This is a genomic window from Stenotrophomonas mori (assembly GCF_023556335.1).
GTDB lineage: Bacteria > Pseudomonadota > Gammaproteobacteria > Xanthomonadales > Xanthomonadaceae > Stenotrophomonas > Stenotrophomonas mori.
Map to the genome: position 1 here is coordinate 288,540 of NZ_JAIKTS010000001.1, position 23,303 is coordinate 311,842.

Annotated in this window: 27 protein-coding genes; 9 read left to right on the top strand and 18 right to left on the bottom strand. The window is 71.6% G+C overall.

Translation table 11 applies throughout. From position 1 onward, the window contains the following. Window positions 1-14 precede the first annotated feature (14 nt). The 3 genes from K5L01_RS01325 to K5L01_RS01335 are packed head-to-tail and all read left to right on the top strand — an operon-like array spanning window position 15 to window position 2,023. Complete coding sequence (locus K5L01_RS01325) at window positions 15-581, top strand: YqgE/AlgH family protein (protein WP_250061237.1); 567 nt, start codon at window positions 15-17, stop codon at window positions 579-581. Next, complete coding sequence (gene ruvX / locus K5L01_RS01330) at window positions 574-1,056, top strand: Holliday junction resolvase RuvX (protein WP_250061239.1); 483 nt, start codon at window positions 574-576, stop codon at window positions 1,054-1,056. Before K5L01_RS01325 ends, ruvX begins: the two co-directional genes overlap by 8 nt. 16 nt (window positions 1,057-1,072) lie before the next feature. After that, window positions 1,073-2,023 (top strand): aspartate carbamoyltransferase catalytic subunit, encoded by a 951-nt coding sequence (locus tag K5L01_RS01335; RefSeq protein ID WP_250061241.1) that lies wholly within the window; start codon window positions 1,073-1,075, stop codon window positions 2,021-2,023. A 30-nt stretch (window positions 2,024-2,053) separates the two neighbouring features. Here K5L01_RS01335 and K5L01_RS01340 read toward each other — a convergent pair whose 3' ends face one another. The 15 genes from K5L01_RS01340 to K5L01_RS01410 all read right to left on the bottom strand — a co-directional run bounded on the left by K5L01_RS01340 (window position 2,054) and on the right by K5L01_RS01410 (window position 14,151). Beyond that, window positions 2,054-2,317 (bottom strand): hypothetical protein, encoded by a 264-nt coding sequence (locus K5L01_RS01340; protein ID WP_250061243.1) that lies wholly within the window; start codon window positions 2,315-2,317, stop codon window positions 2,054-2,056. A gap of 47 nt (window positions 2,318-2,364) precedes the next feature. Continuing rightward, entirely contained in the window at window positions 2,365-3,726 is a 1,362-nt protein-coding gene (mgtE, locus tag K5L01_RS01345; protein ID WP_250061245.1) for a magnesium transporter, read from the bottom strand. A 148-nt stretch (window positions 3,727-3,874) separates the two neighbouring features. Beyond that, the gene (gene ptsP, locus K5L01_RS01350; protein ID WP_250061248.1) at window positions 3,875-5,605 is read right to left on the bottom strand and encodes a phosphoenolpyruvate--protein phosphotransferase; all 1,731 of its coding nucleotides are present in this window, start codon (window positions 5,603-5,605) and stop codon (window positions 3,875-3,877) included. A gap of 52 nt (window positions 5,606-5,657) precedes the next feature. Further along, window positions 5,658-5,927: an HPr family phosphocarrier protein gene (locus K5L01_RS01355; protein WP_250061250.1), complete on the bottom strand. Its 270-nt coding sequence runs from the start codon at window positions 5,925-5,927 to the stop codon at window positions 5,658-5,660. After that, entirely contained in the window at window positions 5,920-6,312 is a 393-nt protein-coding gene (locus K5L01_RS01360) for a PTS sugar transporter subunit IIA (protein ID WP_250061252.1), read from the bottom strand. The genes K5L01_RS01355 and K5L01_RS01360 overlap by 8 nt, the downstream gene beginning before the upstream one ends. Window positions 6,313-6,377: 65 nt before the next feature. Continuing rightward, window positions 6,378-7,256 carry an RNase adapter RapZ gene (rapZ, locus tag K5L01_RS01365; RefSeq protein ID WP_250061254.1) on the bottom strand — a complete coding sequence of 293 codons (879 nt, stop codon included), beginning with the start codon at window positions 7,254-7,256 and terminating at the stop codon, window positions 6,378-6,380. Then, window positions 7,253-8,203, bottom strand: a complete 951-nt coding sequence (gene hprK / locus K5L01_RS01370) for an HPr(Ser) kinase/phosphatase (protein ID WP_250061256.1) — start codon at window positions 8,201-8,203, stop codon at window positions 7,253-7,255. Before hprK ends, rapZ begins: the two co-directional genes overlap by 4 nt. Next, a complete protein-coding gene (locus tag K5L01_RS01375) occupies window positions 8,200-8,652 on the bottom strand; it encodes a PTS sugar transporter subunit IIA (RefSeq protein WP_250061258.1) in 453 nt (150 codons plus the stop codon). Before K5L01_RS01375 ends, hprK begins: the two co-directional genes overlap by 4 nt. Before the next feature lie 24 nt (window positions 8,653-8,676). After that, entirely contained in the window at window positions 8,677-8,991 is a 315-nt protein-coding gene (hpf, locus tag K5L01_RS01380; protein ID WP_250061260.1) for a ribosome hibernation-promoting factor, HPF/YfiA family, read from the bottom strand. A 57-nt stretch (window positions 8,992-9,048) separates the two neighbouring features. After that, on the bottom strand, window positions 9,049-10,461 hold the full coding sequence (locus K5L01_RS01385; RefSeq protein ID WP_250061262.1) for an RNA polymerase factor sigma-54: 1,413 nt from the start codon (window positions 10,459-10,461) through the stop codon (window positions 9,049-9,051). Between the two features lie 148 nt (window positions 10,462-10,609). Next, window positions 10,610-11,329, bottom strand: a complete 720-nt coding sequence (gene lptB, locus K5L01_RS01390; protein ID WP_250061264.1) for an LPS export ABC transporter ATP-binding protein — start codon at window positions 11,327-11,329, stop codon at window positions 10,610-10,612. Further along, on the bottom strand, window positions 11,329-11,868 hold the full coding sequence (lptA, locus tag K5L01_RS01395; RefSeq protein ID WP_425603806.1) for a lipopolysaccharide transport periplasmic protein LptA: 540 nt from the start codon (window positions 11,866-11,868) through the stop codon (window positions 11,329-11,331). Before lptA ends, lptB begins: the two co-directional genes overlap by 1 nt. Beyond that, window positions 11,837-12,412 (bottom strand): LPS export ABC transporter periplasmic protein LptC, encoded by a 576-nt coding sequence (gene lptC, locus K5L01_RS01400; protein WP_250061266.1) that lies wholly within the window; start codon window positions 12,410-12,412, stop codon window positions 11,837-11,839. The genes lptA and lptC overlap by 32 nt, the downstream gene beginning before the upstream one ends. Then, the gene (locus K5L01_RS01405) at window positions 12,409-12,957 is read right to left on the bottom strand and encodes a KdsC family phosphatase (RefSeq protein WP_250061269.1); all 549 of its coding nucleotides are present in this window, start codon (window positions 12,955-12,957) and stop codon (window positions 12,409-12,411) included. The genes lptC and K5L01_RS01405 overlap by 4 nt, the downstream gene beginning before the upstream one ends. 192 nt (window positions 12,958-13,149) lie before the next feature. Then, window positions 13,150-14,151: a KpsF/GutQ family sugar-phosphate isomerase gene (locus K5L01_RS01410; protein WP_250061271.1), complete on the bottom strand. Its 1,002-nt coding sequence runs from the start codon at window positions 14,149-14,151 to the stop codon at window positions 13,150-13,152. Between the two features lie 53 nt (window positions 14,152-14,204). Between K5L01_RS01410 and K5L01_RS01415 the strand changes: the two genes are divergently transcribed. The 3 genes from K5L01_RS01415 to K5L01_RS01425 are packed head-to-tail and all read left to right on the top strand — an operon-like array spanning window position 14,205 to window position 16,075. Then, window positions 14,205-14,441: a BolA family protein gene (locus K5L01_RS01415; protein ID WP_250061272.1), complete on the top strand. Its 237-nt coding sequence runs from the start codon at window positions 14,205-14,207 to the stop codon at window positions 14,439-14,441. Window positions 14,442-14,477: 36 nt separating this feature from the next. Continuing rightward, a complete protein-coding gene (murA, locus tag K5L01_RS01420) occupies window positions 14,478-15,749 on the top strand; it encodes a UDP-N-acetylglucosamine 1-carboxyvinyltransferase (protein ID WP_250061273.1) in 1,272 nt (423 codons plus the stop codon). Then, window positions 15,746-16,075, top strand: a complete 330-nt coding sequence (locus tag K5L01_RS01425) for an EF-hand domain-containing protein (RefSeq protein ID WP_250061274.1) — start codon at window positions 15,746-15,748, stop codon at window positions 16,073-16,075. Before murA ends, K5L01_RS01425 begins: the two co-directional genes overlap by 4 nt. Window positions 16,076-16,582: 507 nt before the next feature. On the opposite strand, the gene K5L01_RS01430 is transcribed toward K5L01_RS01425, so the two are convergent. Beyond that, a complete protein-coding gene (locus K5L01_RS01430; RefSeq protein ID WP_250061275.1) occupies window positions 16,583-17,467 on the bottom strand; it encodes an outer membrane protein assembly factor BamD in 885 nt (294 codons plus the stop codon). Window positions 17,468-17,578: 111 nt separating this feature from the next. Here K5L01_RS01430 and rluD point away from each other — a divergent pair, with 111 nt between their 5' ends. Genes rluD through K5L01_RS01445 form a run of 3 tightly spaced genes read left to right on the top strand, consistent with a single transcriptional unit; the run spans window position 17,579 to window position 19,887 of the window. Continuing rightward, on the top strand, window positions 17,579-18,562 hold the full coding sequence (rluD, locus tag K5L01_RS01435) for a 23S rRNA pseudouridine(1911/1915/1917) synthase RluD (RefSeq protein ID WP_425603807.1): 984 nt from the start codon (window positions 17,579-17,581) through the stop codon (window positions 18,560-18,562). Window positions 18,563-18,565: 3 nt separating this feature from the next. After that, on the top strand, window positions 18,566-19,348 hold the full coding sequence (gene pgeF / locus K5L01_RS01440; protein ID WP_250061276.1) for a peptidoglycan editing factor PgeF: 783 nt from the start codon (window positions 18,566-18,568) through the stop codon (window positions 19,346-19,348). Further along, window positions 19,345-19,887, top strand: coding sequence for a DUF4166 domain-containing protein (locus K5L01_RS01445; protein WP_250061277.1), 543 nt, complete (start codon window positions 19,345-19,347; stop codon window positions 19,885-19,887). The genes pgeF and K5L01_RS01445 overlap by 4 nt, the downstream gene beginning before the upstream one ends. A 236-nt stretch (window positions 19,888-20,123) precedes the next feature. On the opposite strand, the gene otsA is transcribed toward K5L01_RS01445, so the two are convergent. Both otsA and K5L01_RS01455 read right to left on the bottom strand, forming a co-directional pair. Beyond that, complete coding sequence (gene otsA / locus K5L01_RS01450; RefSeq protein ID WP_250061278.1) at window positions 20,124-21,488, bottom strand: alpha,alpha-trehalose-phosphate synthase (UDP-forming); 1,365 nt, start codon at window positions 21,486-21,488, stop codon at window positions 20,124-20,126. Continuing rightward, complete coding sequence (locus K5L01_RS01455; RefSeq protein ID WP_250061280.1) at window positions 21,485-23,266, bottom strand: glycoside hydrolase family 15 protein; 1,782 nt, start codon at window positions 23,264-23,266, stop codon at window positions 21,485-21,487. Before K5L01_RS01455 ends, otsA begins: the two co-directional genes overlap by 4 nt. Window positions 23,267-23,303 lie beyond the last annotated feature (37 nt).

Consider the following 23,303-nt stretch of genomic DNA (forward strand, 5'->3'; position numbering starts at 1 on the left):
GCTAGAATACGGGCATGTCCGAACTGTCGCTCCCCCTCGCCAACCACCTGCTGGTCGCGCTGCCGTCGCTGGCCGATTCCAGCTTCGCGCGCAGCGTCGCCCTGATCTGCCAGCACGACGACAACGGGGCGATGGGCGTGGTGGTCAACCAACTGTCCGAGTTCACGCTGGGCGACGTGTTCGCGCAGATGGACATCGCCACCGGCGACGAGCGCCTGCGCGCGGTGCCGGTGCTCCAAGGCGGCCCGGTGCACACCGAGCGCGGGTTCGTGATCCACGACGACGCTCGCGGCTGGGATTCCAGCCTGGCGGTGGGCGAGGGCCTGTTCCTGACCACGTCGCGCGACATCCTCGAGGCGATGGCCCGCGGCGAAGGCCCGGACAACGTGCTGGTCACGCTCGGCTGCGCCGGCTGGGGTGCCGGGCAGCTGGAGCAGGAGCTGGCCGAGGACAGCTGGCTGACGGTGCCGGCCGACGTCGCGCTGCTGTTCGAGGCGCCGCTGGAGCAGCGCTGGCAGCAGGCCGCCTCGCGCATCGGCGTGGACCTGTTCCACCTGGCCGGGTACAGCGGCCATGCCTGATCCGGCCGCGCGCACGCCCGACGGGCTCACGGTCGACAGCACCGTGCTGGGGTTCGATGTCGGTTCGCGCCGCATCGGCGTCGCCATCGGCAGCTTGCACGGGGGCGGAGCCCGCGCGCTGGCGGTGGTCGATGTGCGCGCCGACGGCCCGGACTGGGCCGCTCTGGACCGGCTGCAGCGCGAGTGGCTGCCGGGCGGCCTGATCGTCGGCGACCCGCTCACCCTCGATGGCGAGGACCAGCCGATCCGCCGGCGCGCGCATGCCTTCGCCCGGCAGCTGGCGCAGCGCTACCGCCTGCCGGTGCGGCTGGTGGACGAACGTTCCAGCTCGGTGGAGGCGGCGCGCCGTTTCGCTACCGAGCGCGCCGAAGGGCGCAAGCGCCGCCGCGACGCGGCCACGCTGGACGCGGTGGCCGCGGCGGTCATCGTCGAGCGCTGGCTGTCCGCGCCGGACCAGGCCATTCCCGTTTCCTGACCTCCCAAGACCGACCATGACCGCTTCCCAACTCGATGCCGACGGCCGGCTGCGCCACCTGCTGACCCTGGACGGCCTGCCGCGCGCGCACCTGCTGCAGCTGCTGGACCGTGCGGGCCAGATCCGCGACGCCGCCGTCGGTCGCGTCGGCAACAAGCGCGGGGTGCTGGCCGGCACCGCGGTATGCACGCTGTTCTTCGAGCCCTCCACCCGCACCCGCAGTTCGTTCCAGCTGGCCGCGCAGCGGCTGGGCGCGGACGTGCTCAACTTCGACGCCTCCACCTCCTCCACGCGCAAGGGCGAGACCGCCTGCGACACGCTGAAGAACCTGGAGGCGATGGGGGTGCGCGGTTTCGTCGTGCGCCATCCCGACGACGATGCGGTGGCGGCGCTGGCGGCGGCCGCCGGCGAAGGCACGGCGCTGGTCAATGCCGGCGACGGCCGCAGCGCGCACCCCACCCAGGGCCTGCTGGACATGCTGACCCTGCGCCAGGCCAAGGGGCCGGACTTCTCGCGGTTGAAGGTGGTGATCGTCGGCGACGTGAAGCATTCGCGGGTGGCGCGCACCGACCTGCACGCGCTGCGTACCCTGGGCGTGGGGGAGATCCGCGTCTGTGGCCCGCGTCCGCTGCTGCCCGACGACGACACCCTGGCCGGCTGCGTGGTCGGCGAGGATTTCGATGCGCTGCTCGAGGGCGCCGATGCGCTGATGATGCTGCGCCTGCAGCGCGAGCGGATGGAGGAAGGGCTGGTGCCGTCGCTGGAGCAGTACCACGCGCAGTACGGGCTGACCGCCACGCGGCTGCGGCGCGCCGCAGCCGACGCGGCGGTGTTGCACCCGGGGCCGATCAACCGCGGCGTGGAGGTGACCGACGAGGTCGCCGACGGCCCGCAGTCGTGGGTGCTGCGCCAGGTCGCCAACGGCGTGGCGGTGCGCATGGCGGTGCTGGAGACGCTGCTGGGCTGAACGCCCGCGCGGTGGGCGCGGGCGATGCGCTCAGGGGCGCGGGACGCTGTCCAGGATCGCCAGCTGCTCGATGGCCTCCGGGTGCCCGGCCGCCGCCGCGGCGCGGATCCCGGCCAGGTCCGGGTGCAGCACCACCAGCATCGGGAACTCGCAGCGCGGGCAGCTGTATTCGCTCTGCTCGTCGTGCAGCTCCATGTCCATCTGCCGTGAGCTGCCCTGCCATCCGCAGGCGGCGCAGGTGTGGCACTGCGCGCGCCATCCGGGCTGGTAGTAGTCGGTGAGGGTGGTGGTCATGGCATCGGTGCGGGCAGGGATGGGAGAGGCGGGCGGCAACGGGAACGTCAGCGCAGCAGCACCAGGCTCGCCAGCCCCAGGAAGGTGAAGAAGCCCATCGAGTCGGTGATCGCGGTCAGGAAGATGCCGCTGGCCAGCGCCGGGTCGAAGCCCAGCCGCTTGAGGGTCATCGGGATCAGCACGCCCGCCGAGGCGGCCAGCAGCAGGTTGCAGGTCAGGGCGGCGAAGATCACCACCGACAGGCCGGGGTTCTGGAACCAGGCCAGCACGATCAGGCCCAGCACCGCGCCCATCAGCACGCCGTTGAGCAGCGCCACCCGCAGCTCCTTCCACAGCAGCGTCTTGATGTTGGAGGCACCGACCTGGCCCAGTGCCAGGCCGCGGACCATCAGCGCCAGCACCTGGGTGCCGGCATTGCCGCCCAGCCCGGCGACCATCGGCATCAGCACCGCCAGCGCCACCAGCTTGTCGATCGTGCCCTCGAACTGGCCGACCACGTTGGCGGCCACGAAGGCGGTGCACAGGTTGACGAACAGCCATACCAGGCGCCGCCGCATCGCGCGCCATACCGGGCTGAACAGGTCCTCGTCCTCGTCCAGGCCGGCCGCGCCCAGCGCCTGGTGCTCGGCCTGTTCGCGGATGATGTCCACCACGTCGTCGATGGTGATGCGGCCGATCAGGATGTTGTTGTCGTCGACCACCGGCGCCGAGACCCAGTCGTGGTCGGAGAACTGGCGGGCGACTTCGTCGGCGCTCTCGTCCACGTCGATGGCCGGCTGCTCGTCGTCGACCAGGCGGTTGATCGGGGTGCTGTCCTCGTGGGTGACCAGCGACGCCAGCGAGACCCGGCCCAGGTACTGGTGGCGGCGGCTGACCACGTACAGGTAGTCGGTGTGGTCGGGCAGCTCGCCGCGCAGCCGCAGGTAGCGCAGCACCACGTCGATGTTGACGTCCGCGCGCACGGTGACCACGTCCGGGTTCATCAGCCGCCCGGCGGTGTCCTCGGGATAGGACAGGACCTGCTCGAGCCGCTCGCGGTTCTCGCGGTCCATCGATTTGAGGACCTCGTCGATGACCGTGTCGGGCAGGTCCTCGACCAGGTCGGCGAGGTCGTCGATGTCCAGGTCTTCGACCGCGGCGACGATCTCGTCCGGGTCCATGTCGGCCAGCAGGCTCTCGCGCACGTCCTCGCCGACGTGGACCAGCACCTCGCCGTCGTCCTCGGGATCGACCAGCCCCCAGACCACCTCGCGCTTGCCCGGCGGCAGCGATTCGAGCAGGTTGCCGATCTCCGCCGGCGCCAGGGTGTTGACCAGCCGCCGCACCGGCCCCAGGCGGCCGCTGTCCAGCGCGTCGGAGAGCATGCGCAGCTGGCGTGCGGTCTTGTCGTGGCGTACGGCCTCGGCCATCGGGACTCCGGAAAAGGGAAGGCCGCGACGAAGGATGCGGCAGGCGGGGTGTGGGGCGCGTCATTATCACGCGCGGATGTTGCAGTGCCCAGCCTTGCGGCGAGGTTCGTGGGGAATGACGCGCGGGGACGTGCGGCGGTGCGGGGGGTCAGGGCGCGGACGGCGCGGTCTCGGCGATCCAGCGCTCGATGCCGCGGCGGTCGCGCGCCTGCAGCAGCTTGTCCGCGCGCGCGCGCAGGCCGGCGTGGTCGCAGTCGCGGATGGTGCGGCGGACCTCCAGCAGCGTGCCCGGGTGCAGGCTGAACGCGTTGAGCCCCAGGGCGAGCAGCAGCGGTGCCATGCGCGGATCGCCGGCGATCTCGCCGCAGACCGACAGCGGCGTGCCGTGCCGGTGGGCGGTGTCGATGACCTGCGCCAGCAGCTGCAGCACTGCCGGGTGCAGGGGCGAATACAGTTCGCCGACCGCTTCGTTGTTGCGGTCCGCGGCCAGCAGGTACTGCACCAGGTCGTTGGTGCCCACCGACAGGAAGTCCACCTGGTCGATGAACCCGGGCAGCGCGATGGCCGCGGCCGGCACCTCGATCATCGCCCCCAGCGCGACCTGTTCGGCCAGCGCGTGGCCTTCCGCACGCAGCGCGGCGGTCAGCCGTGCCACGCGGCGCTTGAACGCGAGGATCTCCTCGCGCGCGCTGACCATCGGCAGCAGGATCCGCACCGGGCCGTAGCCGGACGCGCGCAGCAGCGCGCGCAGCTGGGTGTCGGCGACCCGCGGATGGGCCCGCAGCAGGCGGATCCCGCGCAGGCCCAGCGCCGGGTTCTCCTCGTGCCCGGCCACCAGGCCGTTGCGGTCGGCCTTGTCGGCGCCCAGGTCGAGGATGCGGATGGTCACCGGGTACCCGCTCATGCCCAGCACCGCGTCGCGGTAGTGGCGGAACTGCTCGTCCTCGTCCGGCAGGCCGTTGCGCTGCAGGAACAGGAACTCGGTGCGGTACAGCCCCAGGCCGTGCGCGCCCAGCGCATGCGCCTGGGCGACGTCCTCGGGCGATTCGGCGTTGGCCAGCAGGGTGATGTCCACGCCGTCGCGGGTGCGGGTCGGCTTGGAGCGCAGGTGGCCCAGCTCGCGCTGCTCGCGGGCCAGTTCGCGCTGGCGCTGGCGGTACTGGCGCAGGTCGTCGGCGCCCGGCTCCACGGTCACTTCGCCGCTGCTGCCGTCCAGGATCAGCACCGCGCCGTCATGGATCCGGCGCAGCGCGCCGCTGGCGCCGACCACCAGCGGCAGGTGCAGGCTGCGGGCGAGGATGGCGCTGTGCGAGAGCGGGCTGCCGGCACTGGTGACGATGCCGACCACGCCCTGCGACTGCAGCTGGGCCAGTTCGGAGGGCGCGATGTTCTCGCAGACCAGGATCTCGCCGGCCAGGCCCTTCACATTGGCCGGGCGCTCGTGCAGGAACGCGTTGATGCGGCTGATGACATGGTCGAGGTCGTCCAGGCGGCTGCGCAGGTAGTCGTCCTCCATGCCCTCGAACACCTTGGCCAAGGTGTCGCGCTGCACGCGCAGCGCGTACGCCGCGCTGTAGCGCTGGCTGCGGATGCGCTCGTCCAGCGCCAGCAGCAGTTCGGGGTCGTCCAGCAGCATCGCGTGCAGGTCGAGGAACTCGCCGGCCTCGGCCGGGAGCGCCCCCTGCAGGCGCTGGCGCAGTTCGCGCATCTCGGTGCGCGCCGATTCGATGGCCTGGTGCAGGCGCTGCAGCTCGGCATCCACGGCGCCTGCCGCGATGCGCTTTTCCGCCACATCCTGGGTGAGCGGCATGCGCACGCGGGCGCGGCCCAGCGCGGTGCCGCGCGATGCGCCATGGCCGTCGAGCCGCAGCGGGCTCATGCCGCGCCTGCCGGAGCGGAGCGGGCACGGCGTGGGGCCGCGCACGCCGCCATCAGCTGTCCTCGTCGAAGCGGCGCTCGAACAGCTCCACCACCGCGGCCATCGCCGCGGCCTCGTCCTCGCCCTGCACCCGCACGGTGACCGGGGTGCCCTGGCCGGCGGCCAGCAGCATCACGCCCATGATGCTCTTGGCGTTGACCTCGCGGCCCTTGGCGACCAGCGTCGCGTTGACCTGGAAGCCGGACAGCAGCTGCACCAGCTTGGCGGTGGCACGGGCATGCAGGCCCAGGCGGTTGGATACGGTGAGTTCGCGTTCAAGCATCGTCGATGATGGCTCCATTGCGGGCACCCGCCGCGGCGGTCGCCGGCAGCTGCTCCAGTCCTTGTTCGGGGTAGTTCATCACCCGCAGCAGCATCGGCAGGCTCAGCGCCGATACCCGCCGTACCGGCGTGCCCAGGTGCGCCAGGCGTGCGGCCAGGTTGCTCGGGCTGGCGCCGTACAGGTCGGTCAGCACCAGCACGCCGCCGTCTCCCTCGACCCGCCGCAGCGCGGCCGAGGCCTGCGGCAGCAGCGCCTCCAGGTCGGCATCGAACGGAACGTCGAAGGCTTCGGCCTTCAGCGGCAACTGCCGCAGCAGGTGCGTGGCAACCTCCAGCAGGGAAGTGCCGACGCCGGGATGGGTCACGAGGAGGATGCCGCAGGTCATTGCCGAACGTTAACAGGTCGGGCGAGGTCCCGGATAGCGCCCGTGGCGCATCTTCTGCATGCCATTCAGTCCTGTTCCCGGTGGAACGTGGCCACGTCCTCCCAGCCCTGTGCGCGGGCATGCCGGGCGAGGCGTTCGGCCAGGTAGACCGAGCGGTGCTTGCCGCCGGTACAGCCGAAGGCGACGGTCACGTAGCTGCGGGTCTCGCTGCCCAGCTTGGGCAGCCAGGTGTCCAGCAGTTCCTCGATCTGCGCGGCGTAGCGGATGACATCGGGCTGCGCGTCCAGGTGTTCGCGGACCTCGCGGTCGCGGCCGGTGAGCGAGCGCAGCTCGGGGTCCCAGTGCGGGTTGGGCAGCACCCGCGCGTCGAACACGAAATCGGCTTCGGCCGGCACCCCGCGCTTGTAGGCGAAGGATTCGAACAGCAGCGACAGGCTGCCGCCATGGCCGAGCGCGTACTCGGTGATGAGCTTGCGCCGCAGCTGGTGCACGTTGAGCCGGCTGGTCTCGATGATGGCGTCGGCTTCGCGCCGCAGTGGCGCGGTGAGCTCGCGCTCGCGCACGATGGCGCCCGGCAGGGACAGCCCCAGGTGGCTGAGCGGGTGGCGCCGGCGGGTGTCGGCGTAGCGCGCCAGCAGGGTGTCGTCGTCGGCCTCGAAGAACAGCAGGGTGGCGTCGATGCCGTGGTCCTTGGCGCTCTGGCGCCACTGGCCGAGCTGGCTGAGGTCGCTGCGGCCGCGCACGTCGATGCCCAGCGCCACGCGCCGGGTGCGCGCGGCATTGGGTTCGCCGAACACGCTGCGCACGAACTCGGGCAGCAGGCTCACCGGGATGTTGTCGGAGCAGTAGTAGTCCAGGTCCTCGAAGGTCTTCAGCGCGACCGACTTGCCCGAGCCGGACAGGCCGCTGACGATGACCAGGACCGGCGGGGACGGGGTGTTCATGGCGTGCGCTGCTCCAGCAGGTTGCTGTGGCGGGCGATGAACATCGCCGCCGGGTCGATGCCCTTGGTGCGCAGGATGTGCAGGCGCGTGGCGGCTTCGGTGAGCACCGCCAGGTTGCGCCCGGGCATCACCGGCAGGGTGATCAGCGGCACGTCCAGGTCGAGCACGTGGCGCTTCCCGGAATCGCCGGTGAGGCGCTCGTAGCCGTAGCTGCCGGGTTCGGTCATGGGCTTGGTCAGGTGGACGATGAGCCGAAGGTACTTGTTCTTCTTTACAGCGGTGTCACCGAACATCTGGCGGACGTTGAGCACGCCCAGGCCGCGGACCTCCAGCAGGTCCTGCAGCAGTTCCGGGCAGGTGCCGTCGAGCACGTCCGGGGCGATCTGGGTGAACTCGGGAGCGTCGTCGGCCACCAGCCGGTGGCCGCGGCTGAGCAGTTCCAGCGCCAGCTCGCTCTTGCCCGAGCCGGCCTCGCCGGTGATCAGCACGCCGATGGAGTAGATCTCCATGAATACGCCGTGCAGGATGATGCGCGGCGCCAGGGTGCGTGCCAGGTGGTAGGACAGGTGGTTGAGCAGCTCGTGGCCGCGCCGCGGCGAGGTCCACAGCGGGGTCTGCGACTCCTCGGCGGCGTCGCGCAGGTCTTCCGGGCAGCCGTGGTTCTTGGTGATGACCAGCGCCAGCGGCCGGGCCTGCATGATGCGCTCGATCACCTCCCAGCGCCGGCGCGATTCCAGCGAATCCAGCCAGGACAGCTCCTCGCTGCCGAGGATCTGCACCTTGTTGGGGTAGATGGTGTTGAGGTAGCCGGCCAGCGACGGGCGCCGGGCCACGGTGGCGCCGGCCTCCAGCTCGCGGGCGCCGCCGGCCTGGCCGGCGACCCAGCGCAGCTCCAGCTTCTCGTGCTGCTGGTCGAACAGCTCCTGCGCGGTGATGCGGGTATTCATGACGGGCGGGTCTGCAAGGGGCGGTCCAGCACCTGCCGCAGCGCGCTGCCGTCGTTGGCCGCGCGCAGCGCGTCGCGGACGCCGGCGTCGGAGAAGATCTCGGCCAGTTCCGACAGCAGCATCAGGTGCTGGTGGGTGTAGTGCGCCGGTACGGCCATGGCGAAGATCAGGTCCACGCCCTCGGCGCCGCCGAAATCGACCGGCTGCAGCAGGCGCAGGAAGGCTCCACGCGGGCGTTTGAGGGTCGGCGAGCGCCCGTGCGGGATGGCGATGCCATGGCCGATGGCGGTGCTGCCGACGCGTTCCCGGTCGCACAGGCTGCGGAAGATGGTCTCGGCGCCGGCCTCGCGGCAGGCGAGCAGCCCGGCGGCGATGCGCAGGGCGCTGTCACGGTCGGCGGCCGCGAGTACCCGGGTACTCACGGCCGCCATCAGATCGTTCAAGGGCATGACGGCTACGGACGACGGCTGGCGTCAGCCATTGTCGCGCAGGGCATGGGAGGCGTGGGGAAGGTGCTTCTCCTTGTGCTTGATCACCAGCCGATCGAGCTTGTCGGCCAGCAGGTCGATCGCCGCATACATGGTCTGGCCGCCGGCTTCGGCATGCAGGGACTGGCCGGGGAGGTTGGCGCTGGCATCGACGTGATGCTCGTTCTTCTGCAACGACAGGGTCACCCTGACCTCGCAGTGCTGGTCGAAATGCTTGCCCAGCCGCTGCAGCTTGGTTTCCACGTAGTCCTTCAGGGCGGGGGTGACTTCCACGTCTTTGCCAAACGTTTCGATACGCATCGGATGCCTCCTGTGGTTCGGGGGTGCCATGAACCCTGGTGCCTGCCGCGCACGTTGTCAGGCAAGCCGGACGCGTTCGTGGGAGGCGCAGATGTTCATGGCTTCACGATACTTCGCCACGGTACGGCGCGCTACCGGTACGCCGCTGCTCTTGAGCATTTCGGCCAGCTTGGCGTCAGAAAGCGGTTTGCGCGGGTTCTCGGCGTCGATCAGGCGCCGGATCATCGACTGGATCGCGGTGCTGGAGGCTTCGCCGCCACCCTCGGTGCCGATGCCCGAGGCGAAGAACGCGCGCAGCGGCAGGGTGCCGCGCGGGGTGCGCACGTGCTTGCCGGCGATGGCGCGGGAAATGGTGGATTCGTGCAGTTCCAGCTCGGCGGCGATCTCGCGCAGGGTCAGCGGGCGCAGGGCCTGGGGGCCGAACTCCAGGAAGCCGGACTGGTGGTGGAGCAGGCGCTCGACCACCCGCAGCAGGGTCTCGCCCCGGGCCTCCAGCGCCTTGAGCAGCCAGCGCGCCTCCTGCAGTTGCCCGCGCAGGTAGCTGGCGTCCTGGTCGCCGCACTGGCGGATCAGCCCCTCGTAGCCGCGGTGGATCACCACCGGTGGGCCGGCATGGCCGGCCAGCGCGGCTTTCCAGACGCCACGCTGGCGCCAGACGGTGCAGTCCGGGACCACGTAGTCGCTGGACGCGATGCCGCCCAGCCGCCGGCCCGGCTTCGGGTCCAGCGAGCGCAGCAGGCGCACCGCGTCGGCGACGGCGTCGGCCGGCTGCCGCAGCTCCTCGGCGAGGCCGGCGATGCCGGCGCGCGGCAGGCGCGGCAGCGCATCGCTGGCGATCCGCCGCGCCAGCGCCAGCGCCGGGGTCGCCGGCGGCAGCGCATCCAGCTGCAGCGACAGGCATTCGCCGAGACTGGTGGCGCCGACCCCGGCGGGGTCGAAGCGCTGGATCCGGCGCAGGACGACGCGGACCTCGTCCTCGCCGACCAGGAGGTCGGGACGCAGCGTGGCGGCGATGGCCGCCAGCGGTTCACGCAGGTAGCCGTCCTCGTCCAGGGCGTCGATCAAGGCCGCGCCGATGGCGCGGTCGCGGTCGCTGAGTGGGGCCAGGTGCAGCTGCCACGACAGGTGCCCGGCGAGCGTGTCGGTCTCGGCGAGCCGTTGCGTGGCGTCGTCCTCGTCGTCGCCATCGAACGACCCGCCACGGCCGCCGCTCCATTGCGCGTCGGCGTCCGACCCGTCATCGCGGTCATCGCCGTCGTCGGCATCGTGGTCCTCCGCCGCGGCCTCCGGGGCCCCGTCATCGTCGGGCACCGCGTCCTCGGCCCATTCCAGCAGCGGGTTGCTCTCCACCGCCAGCGCCAGCTCCTGCTCCAGTTCCGGCTGCGCCATCTGCAGCAGACGGATGGCCTGGCGCAGCTGGGGCGTCATCACCAGATGCTGTCCAAGCGAGGTCTGCAGCTGTGCTTTCATCCCGGTTCCATGCAGGGCGACAGGCGGTCGGCGGCCCGCCGCAACGTATCCGCGGCCGGCCACGACGCCACCGGGGCGCACGGCCGGACCGGCCCTGTGCAGCGTAGGTCGAATGCCGCGCCATTGCGAGCGCGGCGCGGGCCGGTGCTCAGAGGGTGAAGCTGTCCCCGAGGTAGACGCGGCGCACGTCGGTGTTGGAGAGCAGCTCGCCCGGCGCGCCCTGCGCCAGCACGGCGCCTTCGTTGAGGATGTAGGCGCGGTCGCAGATGCCCAGCGTCTCGCGGACGTTGTGGTCGGTGATCAGTACGCCGATGCCGCGCTGCTTGAGGTGGGTGACGATGCGCTGGATCTCGCCCACCGAGATCGGGTCGACGCCGGCGAACGGTTCGTCGAGCAGGATCAGGCGCGGCCGCGCGGCCAGGGCGCGGGCGATCTCGCAGCGGCGGCGCTCGCCGCCGGACAGGCTGGCGCCGGCCTGGTCGGCGACATGGGTGATCTGCAGTTCGGCCAGCAGCGATTCCAGCTCGCGGTCGCGGCCGGCGCCGTCCAGGTCCTCGCGCAGCTCCAGCACCAGGCGGATGTTGTCGGCCACGCTGAGCTTGCGGAACACCGACGGTTCCTGCGGCAGGTAGCCGACCCCGAGCTTGGCGCGTGCGTACATCGGCTCGGCGGTGATGTCGCGGCCGTCGAGCACGATGCGGCCGGCATCGCTCTCGACCAGGCCGACGATCATGTAGAAGCAGGTGGTCTTGCCGGCGCCGTTGGGGCCGAGCAGGCCGACCACCTCGCCGGCGTCCAGGGTCAGGCCGAACTCGCGGACCACCTCGCGGTTCTTGTAGCGCTTGCGCAGGCCTTCGGCGACGAGCATCAGCGGTTCTCCCCGGCCGCGGCCGGCGCCTTGGCCTTGGGCTGGATCACGGTGCGCACGCGGGTGCCGTCGCCGCCGCTCTGGAGGTCGCCGGTACGGGTGTTGTAGACCATGCGTTGGCCGCTGTTGGAACCGCGCTCGGAATCGACCTTGTAGTTGCCGGTGAGCACGATCACTTCGCTGTTGACGTTGTAGTCCAGGTTGTCGGCGCGGGCGTTCATCCAGCTGCCGTCGTCCATCTGCTGCTTGAGCGTGGCCTGCTTGCCGCTGAACACCACCCGCTCGGTCTCGCCGTTCTTCTGGAAGACGTCGGCGGTGTCGGCGTGGACCTCCAGCGTGCCCTGGGTGATCACCACGTTGCCGCTGAAGCGGTAGCGGCCGTTGCCGCCGGTGAGGTTGCCTTCGCTGTGGTCGGCATCGACGTTCATCGGCTGGTTGCGGTCCGACTCCCGGGCCATGCCCGGCGCGGGCAGCAGCGCCGCGGCGAGCAGGACGGGCAGCGCGAACTTAGCGGGCCTGGCGGGCGGCATTGGGTTCATAGCGGGTCTTGACCTCGGAAAGGAGGGAATACTGGCGGGTATCCAGGTTGACGCGGAAGCCGGTGCCGGTCTGGCGCAGCCCCGGGCGGGTCATGGTGACCCGCGCGCTGGTGCGCGCCTGGTTGCGGTCCGGATAGATGTTCAGCTTCGAGGTGCGGAAGGTGGTCGGCGGGGTGGTGCCGTCGCGGGGGCTGTCGCCGGCGACGTGGCCGCGCAGCCGCAGCTCCTCGCCCTTGGCGCTGACCCAGCCGGTGTCGGCACGCAGCTGCCAGTGCTGGCCATCGGCATCGGGCAGCAGGAACAGCGGGCGGACGATGCTGGACGTCTGGTCGGCCTTGTTGCGCTCCATCGAGGGCGCGCGCAGGGTGATCCGTTCCTTGCCGTCCTTGTCCAGGCTGATGATCTCGAAATCGCCGAGGATGAAGTCCGCGCGCTGCGCCGCCGCCGGCGCCGGGCCCTTGGCGCCGCGCTGTTTCCAGGCCGACCAGCCGCTGGCCAGCGCGGCCAGCAGCAGTGCGCCGCCGATGAGCAGGCGGGTGTTCATGGCGCGTACTCCGCCAGCACCGCGTCGAGCCGGCCCTGGGCGGCGAGCAGCACGTCGCAGAGCTCGCGCGCGGCGCCGCGGCCACCGGCGGCCCGGGTCCGCCAGTGCACCCGCTCGGCGATCAGCGGGTGGGCGTTGGCCGGCGCCACCGCCAGCCCGACCGCGCGCAGCGGCGCCAGGTCCGGGAGGTCGTCGCCGAGGAACGCGACCTGCTCCAGGCCGATCTCCAGGCGCGCGCACAGGGCACGCACGCTGGCCAGCTTGTCGCCCACCGCGATCTGGGTGTCGATCCCCAGGTCGGCCCCCCGGCGCTGGGCCGACAGGCTGTTGCGGGCGGTGATCAGCACCGGGTGGATGCCGTGTTTCTGCAGCAGTTTCAGGCCGAGCCCGTCCTGCACGAAGAAGGCCTTGCTCTCGTTGCCGGCGTGGTCGTAATAGAGGCGGCCGTCGGTGAGGGTGCCGTCGACGTCGAAGCACGCCAGGCGGATGCCGCGGGCAACGGCATGCAGTTCGGCGGGGAAGTGGGCGAGGGCAGACCAGGACATGGAGCAGGCGATCCAGTGCGGCGGGAGGGCCGTGCGGCCCGGGAACGGGAGGGGCGGGGCTAGGCTGTCCACGGGCCGTCGCGGGCGGGGGCCGGGGCCCCGCGGTGGCGCGGCGCATGCGCAGCGTAGGCGGAATGCGCGGGCAATGCGAGGGCGGCCGCGCGGCCGCGCGGCGGGGCCGTGGACATGCCGTTAAACCACCTTCGCCCGCAACAGGTCATGAATATTCAGGGCGCCGACGGCGCGGCCCTCGCCGTCGACCACGATCAGGCCGTTGATCTGGTGCTGTTCGAGCAGCCGTGCCGCTTCCACCGCCAGCTGGTCGGCGCCGATGGTGCGCGGCGAGCGGGTCATCACCTGGGCGATGCCGGCGGTGCGCACGTCCAGGTCGGTGTCCAGCGCGCGGCGCAGGTCACCGTCGGTGAACAGCCCCACCAGCCGGCCATCGGCCGCGACCACGGCGGTCATGCCCAGGCGCTTGCGGCTCATCTCCACCAGCGCCTCGCTGAGGCTGGCGTCCTCGCGCACGCTGGGCAGGTCGGCGCCGCTGTGCATCACGTCGGTGATGTGCAGCAGCAGGCGGCGGCCAAGGCTGCCGGCCGGGTGCGAGCGGGCGAAGTCGTCGGCGGTGAAGCCGCGGGCGTCGAGCAGGGCCACCGCCAGCGCGTCGCCCATCGCCAGCGAGGCGGTGGTGCTGGAGGTCGGCGCCAGCGCCAGCGGGCAGGCCTCATGGTCCACGCTGACGTCCAGGTGGATGTCGGCGGCCCGGGCCAGGCCGGACTGCGGCCGGCCGGTCATGGCGATCAGCGCGTTGCCCTGGCGCTTGAGCACCGGCAGCAGCATCAGCACCTCGTCCGATTCGCCCGAGTAGGACAGCGCCAGCACCACGTCGTCCTCGGTGATCATGCCCAGGTCGCCATGGCCGGCCTCGCCCGGGTGCACGTAGAACGCGGGGGTGCCGGTCGAGGCCAGGGTGGCGGCGATCTTGCGCGCGACATGGCCGGACTTGCCCATGCCGGTGGCGACCACGCGGCCGCGCGAAGCCAGCACCAGGCGGCAGGCGGCGGCGAACTCGGCGCCGATGCGCCCGCCCACGCGGTCCAGTTCGGCCTGTTCGATGGCGAAGACGCGCCGGCCGCTGGCGACCAGGTCGGTATCGCGGGGGGTATCCGGGGAAAGCGGGGAGACAGCCATGCCGGGTGCCGTTCGGAGAGTAGAATGGGGCATCATTTTATTAGGAAAGCGCTTTGGACGCCGAGACCATCCAGAACCTGATCGAGACCGGGCTGCCGGGCGCGCGCGCCGTGGTGCGCGGCGACGATGGCGTACATTTCGAGGCCGAGGTGGTCTGCGCGGCGTTCGAGGGCAAGCCGCTGCTGGCCCGGCAGCGCATGGTGTACGCGACCCTGGGGGACCGGATCAAGACCGGCGTCATCCATGCCCTGGCGCTGCCCCGGACCCTCACTCCGGGCGAAGCCGGCTGAGCCGGCGTCCCTTCTCCCACAACCGGCCTCATCCTCATGGCGAAAATCGTGGTCACCGGCGGCAGTGCGCTGAACGGTGAAGTCAACATCTCCGGCGCCAAGAACGCCGTCCTGCCCATCCTCTGCGCCACCCTGCTGGCCGATGCGCCGGTGGAGATCACCAACGTGCCGCACCTGCACGACGTGATCACCACCGTGAAGCTGCTCGGCGAGCTCGGTGCCACCGTCACCATCGACCAGGGCACGCTCTCGCGCGGCAGCGCGATCGTCGTCGATCCGCGCGGCGTCGACCAGCACGTGGCACCGTACGAGCTGGTCAAGACCATGCGCGCCTCGATCCTGGTGCTCGGCCCGCTGCTGGCCAAGTACGGCGCGGCGGAAGTGTCGCTGCCGGGCGGCTGCGCGATCGGTTCGCGGCCGGTGGACCAGCATATCAAGGGCCTGCAGGCGCTGGGCGCGGAGATCACCGTCGAGAACGGCTTCATCAAGGCGCGCGCCGAGCGCCTGAAGGGCGGCCGCTTCAGTTTCGACATGGTCAGCGTCACCGGCACCGAGAACGTCCTCATGGCCGCGGTGCTGGCCGAAGGCACCACGGTGCTGGAAAACGCGGCGATGGAGCCGGAGGTCACCGACCTGGCGCATTGCCTGATCGCGCTGGGCGCGAAGATCGAGGGGCTGGGCACCGCGCGGCTGGTCATCGAGGGCGTCGAACGCCTGGGTGGCGGCCGTCATGCCGTGCTGCCGGACCGCATCGAGACCGGCACCTTCCTGGTCGCCGCGGCGATGACCGGCGGCCGCGTGGTGGCGCGCAACGCGCGTCCGGACACGCTCGACGCGGTGCTGGCCAAGCTGGTCGAGGCCGGCGCCACCGTCACCACCGACGAGGACAGCATCACCTTGGACATGCAGGGCCGGCGGCCGCGGGCAGTGAACCTGACCACCGCCCCGTACCCGGCCTTCCCGACCGACATGCAGGCCCAGTTCATGGCGCTGAACTGCGTGGCCGAGGGCGTGGGCGTGGTCAACGAGACGATCTTCGAGAACCGCTTCATGCACGTCAACGAACTGCTGCGGCTGGGCGCGGACATCCAGATCGAAGGGCCGACCGCGATCTGCCGCGGGGTCGAGCGGCTGAGCGGAGCGCCGGTGATGGCCACCGACCTGCGCGCATCGGCCAGCCTGATCCTGGCCGGGCTGGTGGCCGAGGGCGACACCCTCATCGACCGCATCTACCACCTGGACCGCGGCTACGAGAACATCGAAGAAAAGCTCGGTGCGCTCGGCGCGCGCATCCGGCGGGTGCCATGATCCTGCGCGGCAGGTTCACGCCGCGCCGGCGCGCGCTGCTGGTTCTGGTGCTGCTGGCGCTGGGCTGGCTGGGCTGGGCCTGGTATGCCGGGATCGCCATCACCCGCGGCGTGGAGAAAGAGCAGATGGACTGGAACGGCGACGGCCAGGTCAGCCGCGAAGAGTTCCTCCAGGCCTTCTACGCGGTGAAAGTGGTGGACGCGCAGGACGGCCGGCGGCACTGCCGCAGCTTCATCTGGCGGCGCAGCGGCGAGGAATTCCGCCGCGACTGCAGGACCGTGTTCAAGACCGGCGACGCCAGCCAGGGCGACGCGACGTCCCGCTGACGACTTCCCGGGCGAAGCCGTCGCACGGACGCCGCGCCCCGCTGGAGCGCTACCGGAAAAGCCCCGCCGGGCAGGGCCCGGCGCTACGGCCCCGGCCGCCCTGTAGAGCGGGGCCGCGCCCCGCTGGGGCACTCCCGGAAAGCCCCCGCCGGGCAGGGCCCGGCGCTACGGCCCCCGGCCGCCCTGTAGAGCGGGGCCGCGCCCCGCTGGGGCACTCCCGGAAAGCCCCGCCGGGCAGGGCCCGGCGCTACGCCCTCGGCCGCCCTGTAGAGCGGGGCCGCGCCCCGCGGGGGCACTCCCGGAAAGCCCCCGCCGGGCAGGGCCCGGCGCTACCGCCCCGGCCGCCCTGTAGAGCGGGGCCGCGCCCCGCTGGGGCACTCCCGGAAAGCCCCGCCGGGCAGGGGCCGGCGCTACCGGCGGACGCTGTCTGTGGCGAACGGGGACGCCGGAAACGAAGAACGCCCCTTGCGGGGCGTTCCATGCGGCGATCCGGATTTCCCGCGGCTCTTACTTGCGGTTCATCCGCGCATTGCGCTGGCCGGTGGCCACCGATTTCTCGCCGGCGAACGGGTTGAGCTTGCGCACCATCCACGGGTACTTCGGCCAGTGCCCCTGCAGCCAGGCGTGGTCGGGCTGGTTCAGTTCCAGGACGCGGCGGGCGTCGTCGGCCAGGGTCTTGTTGCCCAGGTGGGTGTAGGACTCGCCGAGCAGGGCCACGGCATCGTTCTGGAAAGCGCTCTGCGGATAGGTCTCCAGCAGGTAGGTGGCACGGCCGGCGGCCGAGATCCAGGCGCCGCGGCGGGCGTAGTACAGGGCGTTGTCCATCTCGTGCTGGGCGAACACGTCGCGCAGCTCGATCATGCGCTGGCGCGCGTCGGCCGCGTAGCGGCTGTTGGGGTAGCGCTCGGTGACGATGTTGAAGTCGGCATAGGCCTGGCGCGGGGTCGACAGGTCGCGGCGGCTGGAGTCCAGCGACCACACCCGGCGCAGGAACACGGTGTCGCTGTTGCCGTTGGCCAGCCCGCGCAGGTAGTACAGGTAGGCGATGTTGCGATGGGTCGGGTAGGTGCGGATGAAGCGGTCGATGCTGGACACCGCGTCGTCGTTCCTGCCGGCCTTGTACTGGGCGTAGGCGCTTTCGATCATCGCCTGCTCGGTGTACGGGCCGTACGGGTACTGGGCGATCAGCCGCCTGAAGCTGGTTTCGGCGCCGGACCAGTTGCCGCCCTCCATCAGCGCATGGCTCTTCTCGTAGAGCTTCTCGGCCGGCATGCCTTCGTCCGCGTTCTTGCTCTTGGTGCCGCGGTGGCACCCGGTGGCGGCGAAGACCAGGACCAGCAGCAGGGCGGCGGTGCGGGCGGTGGCGGACAGCAGCGGGGAGCGTCGGATCATGGGTCAGGGCGGGACGCGGCAGGAATACCAGGGGGCGATGATAGCCTAGTGGCCTGTCCTGCGACTGACTCCGGTTGCCGGGACCTCCCGAATCCCGCCCATACCCCTGCCATGTCCGACACTGCTTCCCCTTCTCCCCGCCAGGCGCGGGTGCCCGATGCCGCCGCCGGCCGCCGTTTCGACGCGGTGCTGGCCGAGCTGTTCCCCGAATTCTCCCGTTCCCGCCTGAGCGAGTGGATCAAGTCCGGCGCGGTCCTGCTCGACGGTGCCGCCGCGCGGCCGCGCGATCCGGTGCGCGGCGGCGAGCTGGCCACCCTGAATGCGACCCTGGACGTCCAGACCGACGCCCTGCCCGAGGACATCCCGCTGTCGGTGCTGTACGAGGACGAACACGTGTTCGTGATCGACAAGCCGGCCGGGCTGGTGGTCCATCCCGGTGCCGGCAACCCCGGCGGCACCCTGGTCAACGCGCTGCTGTTCCGCGACCCGGCGCTGGCCGCGGTGCCGCGCGCCGGCGTGGTCCACCGGCTGGACAAGGACACCAGCGGGGTGATGGTCGTGGCCCGCACCCTGCAGGCGCAGACCGCGCTGGTGGAGCAGCTGTCCGCCCGCGAGGTCCACCGCCAGTACCTGGCGGTGGTGAGCGGTGCGCTGGTGTCCGGCGGCACGGTCGATGCACCGATCGACCGCCACCCGCGCGACCGCCTGCGCATGGGGGTCCGCGAGGACGGCCGCGACGCCGTCACCCACTACCGCCTGCGCGAGCGCTTCCGCGCCCATACCGCGCTGGAATGCCGGCTGGAAACCGGCCGTACCCACCAGATCCGCGTGCACATGGCGCACCTGAAGCACGCCATCGTCGGCGACCCGCTGTACGGCGGCGCGCTGAAGCTGCCCAAGGGCGCCACCGACGAACTGGTCGCGCAGCTGCGCGGCTTCAAGCGCCAGGCGCTGCACGCCGAGACCCTGGAATTCGTGCATCCGGTCACCGGCGAGGCGATCCGCAACAGCGCGCCGGTGCCGGCCGACCTGCTGGCGCTGATGCACGCGCTGCGCGGGGACAGCCAGGCGTTCGCCGAACGCGAGCGGCGCTGACCGGTGGCCGGCGCCGGGCTTCCGCTGCTGCCGGCCGCCTGGCCGGCGCCGCCGGGCGTGCAGGCCTTCACCACGCTGCGGCGCGGCGCCGGCGGGTCGGCGCCGCCCTTCGACAGCTTCAACCTGGGCAACCGCAGTTCGCCGGAAGGCGACGACCCGGCACAGGTGCAGCGCAACCGCGACGAACTGTGCTGGCTGGCAGGGCTGCCTTCCGCGCCACACTGGCTGCGGCAGGTGCACGGCACCGGGGTGCTGCGTTTCGATGCGCCTGCCGGCGCATGCGCCGCGGCGGCGGAGCCGGCCGCCGATGCGGCGGTGACCGCGGTGCCCGGCGTGGTGCTGGCGATCCTGACCGCCGACTGCCTGCCGGTGGTGTTCGCCGCGTGCGACGGCAGCGAGGTGGCGGCCGCCCATGCCGGGTGGCGCGGGCTTGCCGGGGGCATGCTGGAAGCGACCCTGGCGGCCATGCGTACGCCGGCCGGCGCTGCCATGGCCTGGCTCGGTCCCGCGGCCGGGCCGGCGCACTACGAGATCGGCGCCGATGTGCGTGACGCCTTCCTCGCGCACTCGGCGGCGGCCGACGCGGCATTCGCCGCCACCCGGCCGGGGCACTGGCGGGTGGACCTGTACGCGCTGGCACGGCAACGCTTGCAGGCCGCCGGCATGGACCCGGCGCGCATCCATGGCGGGGACCAGTGCACCATCGCGGATCCGTCGCGCTGGTTCTCGCACCGCCGCGACCGCCGCAGCGGGCGCATGGCGACCCTGGTGTGGATGACCGGGTGACCCGGCCGCTGTTCGAACACGTGCTGGGTCCGGCGTTCGCACGGCTCCCGCCGTTGCTGCGGGCGGTGCACACGGTGGCGTCGTGCCAGACCTGGCAGGGCCGCGGCCGGGTGCGCCGTGGCCGCCATTGGCTGGTGGCGCCCTGTGCCTGGCTGGCACGGTTGCCGCCGAGCGCGGACGATCTGCCGGTGGCCGTCACGTTCAGGGCGGGGGCCGACGGCGAGCGCTGGGACCGCCGCTTCGGCACGGCCCGCATGGCCTCGCGCCTGTGGCAGCGGGAGGGCCGCCTGCTCGAACGGCTCGGCGCGGTGCGCCTGGGCTTCGTGCTGACGGTCGAGGACGGCGAGATCCACTGGCGGGCCGAGCGGGTGTGGGTGCTGGGCATCGTGCCGTTGCCGGCGGCCTGGTCCGCGGCGGTCCAGTGCCGCGAGCGCGAGCACGCCGGCCGCTACGAATTCCGGGTGGAGGTGGCCCTGCCGCTGATCGGGCCGCTGATCCGCTATGAAGGCTGGCTGCTGCCCGTCGACCCGGCGGGCTGACGGCACCGCGGCCGGTGGAAGCCGCCGACAGACTGCGATGCGTGGTGCGGCGCTTCCGGCGGGACGGGAGTGCGGGTTCCCGGTGATCGGGCGCAGCCTTGGTGCCCGCGGCAGCGCCTGCGGGCCGGCCGGCGGCGATCATGCTTGGCGTGGCATGCGATTTTCCACGCGGGCCGCCGTGCGGTCTGCGGCCGATGCCCGCGCAGAGGCGCTGCCGGCGGGGCCGGAGCCGGCGCTCAGCCGCCTTCCAGCGCCTGCAGGTAGTCGCGGCGCCAGCGGTTGATGTCGTGCTCGCGCAGGTGCTGCATCATCGCCTGCCAGCGTTCGATGCGCTCCGCGCGCGGCATGCCGGCGGCGGTGGCGATGGCGTCGGCGACGCCGTCCAGGTCGTGGGGGTTGACCAGCAGTGCCTGGCGCAGCTCATCGGCGGCGCCGGCCAGCAGCGACAGCACCAGCACCCCGGGGTCCTCCGGGTCCTGCGAGGCCACGTATTCCTTGGCCACCAGGTTCATGCCGTCGCGCAGCGGCGTGACCAGCCCCACCGCGGCTTCGCGGTAGAACCCGGTGAGGGTGCGGTGCGCATAGTTCTGGTTGACGTAGCGCAGCGGGGTCCAGTCGGCTTCGGCATGCAGGCCGTTGATGTGCCCGGCGATCCGCTCCAGGTCGCCGCGCAGGGTGCGGTACTCGGCGACGCTGCCGCGCGAGACCGGTGCGATCTGCAGGAAGGTCATGCGTCCCTTTTCCCGCGGATGACGGGTCAGGTAGCGCTCGAAGCCGTGGAAGCGCTCGGGCAGGCCCTTGGAGTAGTCCAGGCGGTCCACGCCGATCGCCAGCCGTCGCTGCTGCAGGCTCTGCCGCAGCGCGCGCACCGCGGTGTTGCCGACCGCCGCCTGTGCCTGGCGCGCGATGTGCGCGGTGTCGATGCCGATGGGGAACGCCGAGGTGCGGATGCGGCGTCCGTCGGGCGAGGTGATGGTGTCGTCGTCGATGACCCGGCCGCCGCCGAACAGGCGTACCCAGGACTGGAAGCGGCCGACATCGCGCCGGGTCTGGAAACCCAGCAGGTCGAAGGCGTAGAGGGTCGAGAACAGCGAGAGGTGCTCGGGCAGCGCCTGCACCAGTTCGGCCGAGGGCATCGGCACGTGCAGGAAGAAGCCGATGCGGCAGCCGATGTCGCGTTCGCGCAGCAGCGCCGCCAGCGGGATCAGGTGGTAGTCGTGGATCCAGACGGTGTCGTCCTCGCGCAGCAGCGGCGCCAGCCGCTCGGCGAACAGCCGGTTGACCCGCCAGTAGCCTTCGCGCTTGCTGCGGTCGTAGTCCACCAGGTCCAGGCGGAAATGCAGCAGCGGCCACAGCGCGCGGTTGGAGAAGCCGTTGTAGTAGCTGTCGAGATCGGCCTTGGAGAGGTCCAGGGTGGCGTAGCGGATGCTGCCGTCGCTCTGTTCGCGCAGCTCGCCGCTCGTGGCGGCGTTGCGTCCGCTCCAGCCGAACCACAGGCCGCCGCGTTCCTTCAGGGCCGCCAGCAGGCCCACGGCCAGGCCGCCGGCGCGGCTTTCGCCCGGCAGCGCGACCCGGTTGGAGACCACCACGAGCCGGCTCATGAGGCCTCCTGCCAACTGCGCGAGAGCCGCATCGCGGCGGTGATCAGGCCGACGTGGGAATAGGTCTGCGGGAAATTGCCCCAGGCCTCGCCGTCGCTGAAGGCCAGGTCCTCGGACAGCAGGCCGAGGGGGTTGCGGCGTTTCAGCAGTTTCTCGAACAGGGCGCGCGCCTCGTCCTCGCGGCCGATCGCGGCCAGCGCGTCGATGTACCAGAAGGTGCAGATGGTGAAGCTGGTCTCGGGAGTGCCGAAGTCGTCCGGTGCAACGTAGCGGAACAGCGCGTCGCCGCGGCGCAGGTCGCGGCCGATCGCCTCCACCGTGGCGATGTAGCGCGGGTCGCGGGCGTCGATGAAGCCGATGTCCGCCAGCAGCAGCAACGAGGCGTCCAGGTGCTCGCCCTCGAAGGTGTCGGTGAAGTGCCCCAGGGAGGTGTTCCAGCCGCGCGCCATCACCTGCCGGTGGACGTGGTCGGCCCGTTCGCGCCACAGCGCGGCACGCGCGTCCAGCGCCAGCCGCTCGGCGATCTTGGTCAGGCGGTCGCAGGCGGCCCAGCACATGGCCGAGGTATAGGTATGCACCGCGGTGCGGCCGCGGAACTCCCACAGCCCGGCATCGGGTACGTCATGCAGGGCGTAGGCGTGCTCGCCCAGCGGCTCCAGCCGCGCGAACGCATGCCGGTCGCCGGGATTGTTGAGGCGCTGGTCGAAGAACAGCTGGGTGGAGGCCAACACCACCGACCCGTAGACATCGTGCTGGCGCTGGGTCCAGGCCAGGTTGCCGCGGCGCACCGGGCCCATGCCGCGGTAGCCGGCCAGCGACGGTACCTCGTGCTCGTCGAGCTGCTGTTCCATGCCGATGCCGTACAGCGGCTGCAGGCTGCCATCGCTGGTGGCCAGGTTGAAGATGTAGCGCAGGAAGTCCTCCATCGACCGGGTCGCGCCGAGCCGGTTGAGCGCGCGCACCACGAAGGCGGCATCGCGCAGCCAGCAGTAGCGGTAGTCCCAGTTGCGCGCGCTGTGCGGGGCTTCGGGGATGGAGGTGGTCATCGCCGCGATGATCGCGCCGCTGTCCTCGTACTGGCACAGCTTGAGGGTGATGGCGCTGCGGATCACCGCGTCCTGCCATTCCAGCGGGATGGACAGGTAGCGGGTCCATTCGCGCCAGTAGTCCTCGGTGCGCTGTTGCGCCTGCTGCGCATAGGTGGCCAGCGGCTGGTCGAGGGTCTCGTCCACGCCCAGTACCAGGTCCATCGGGTGCGCGAGCACGAACGGCAGACGCTCGCGGATGAAGCGCACCGGAACATCGGTGGTCAGGCGCAGGGTGAAGCCCGGCAGCAGCCAGCGCAGGTGGTTGCTGCCCCAGGTGGTCTCCGGGGTGCGCGCGCCCCAGTCGGCGAGCGGCCGCGCCAGCACCCGGATCCGTGGATTGCCGGCCAGCGGACGGATCCGGCGGATCAGGCTCGGCGGGCGGTAGAAGCGTCCGTTGCGGCGCCAGCGCGGTGCGAAATCGAGCACCTCCACCGCACCGCCGTGCTGGTCGCGCAGCACCGTGCGCAGGATCGCGGTATTGGTGAGGTAGTGCTGCTCGCTGTCGGCGTAGTCTTCCAGTTCGATGGCGAAGTCGCCGCCCTCCTGGGTCCGCGGCGACAGCAGCGCGCAGAACGCGGGGTCGCCGTCGAAGGCGGGCAGGCAACTCCAGACCACCCGCGCCTGGCGGTCGATGAGAGCGCCGAAACTGCCGTTGCCGACCACGCCCAGATCGAGATTGGGTTGACGCATCGCTTCCTCCTCAGCAGTCGGGAGGCGCTCGCCTCCC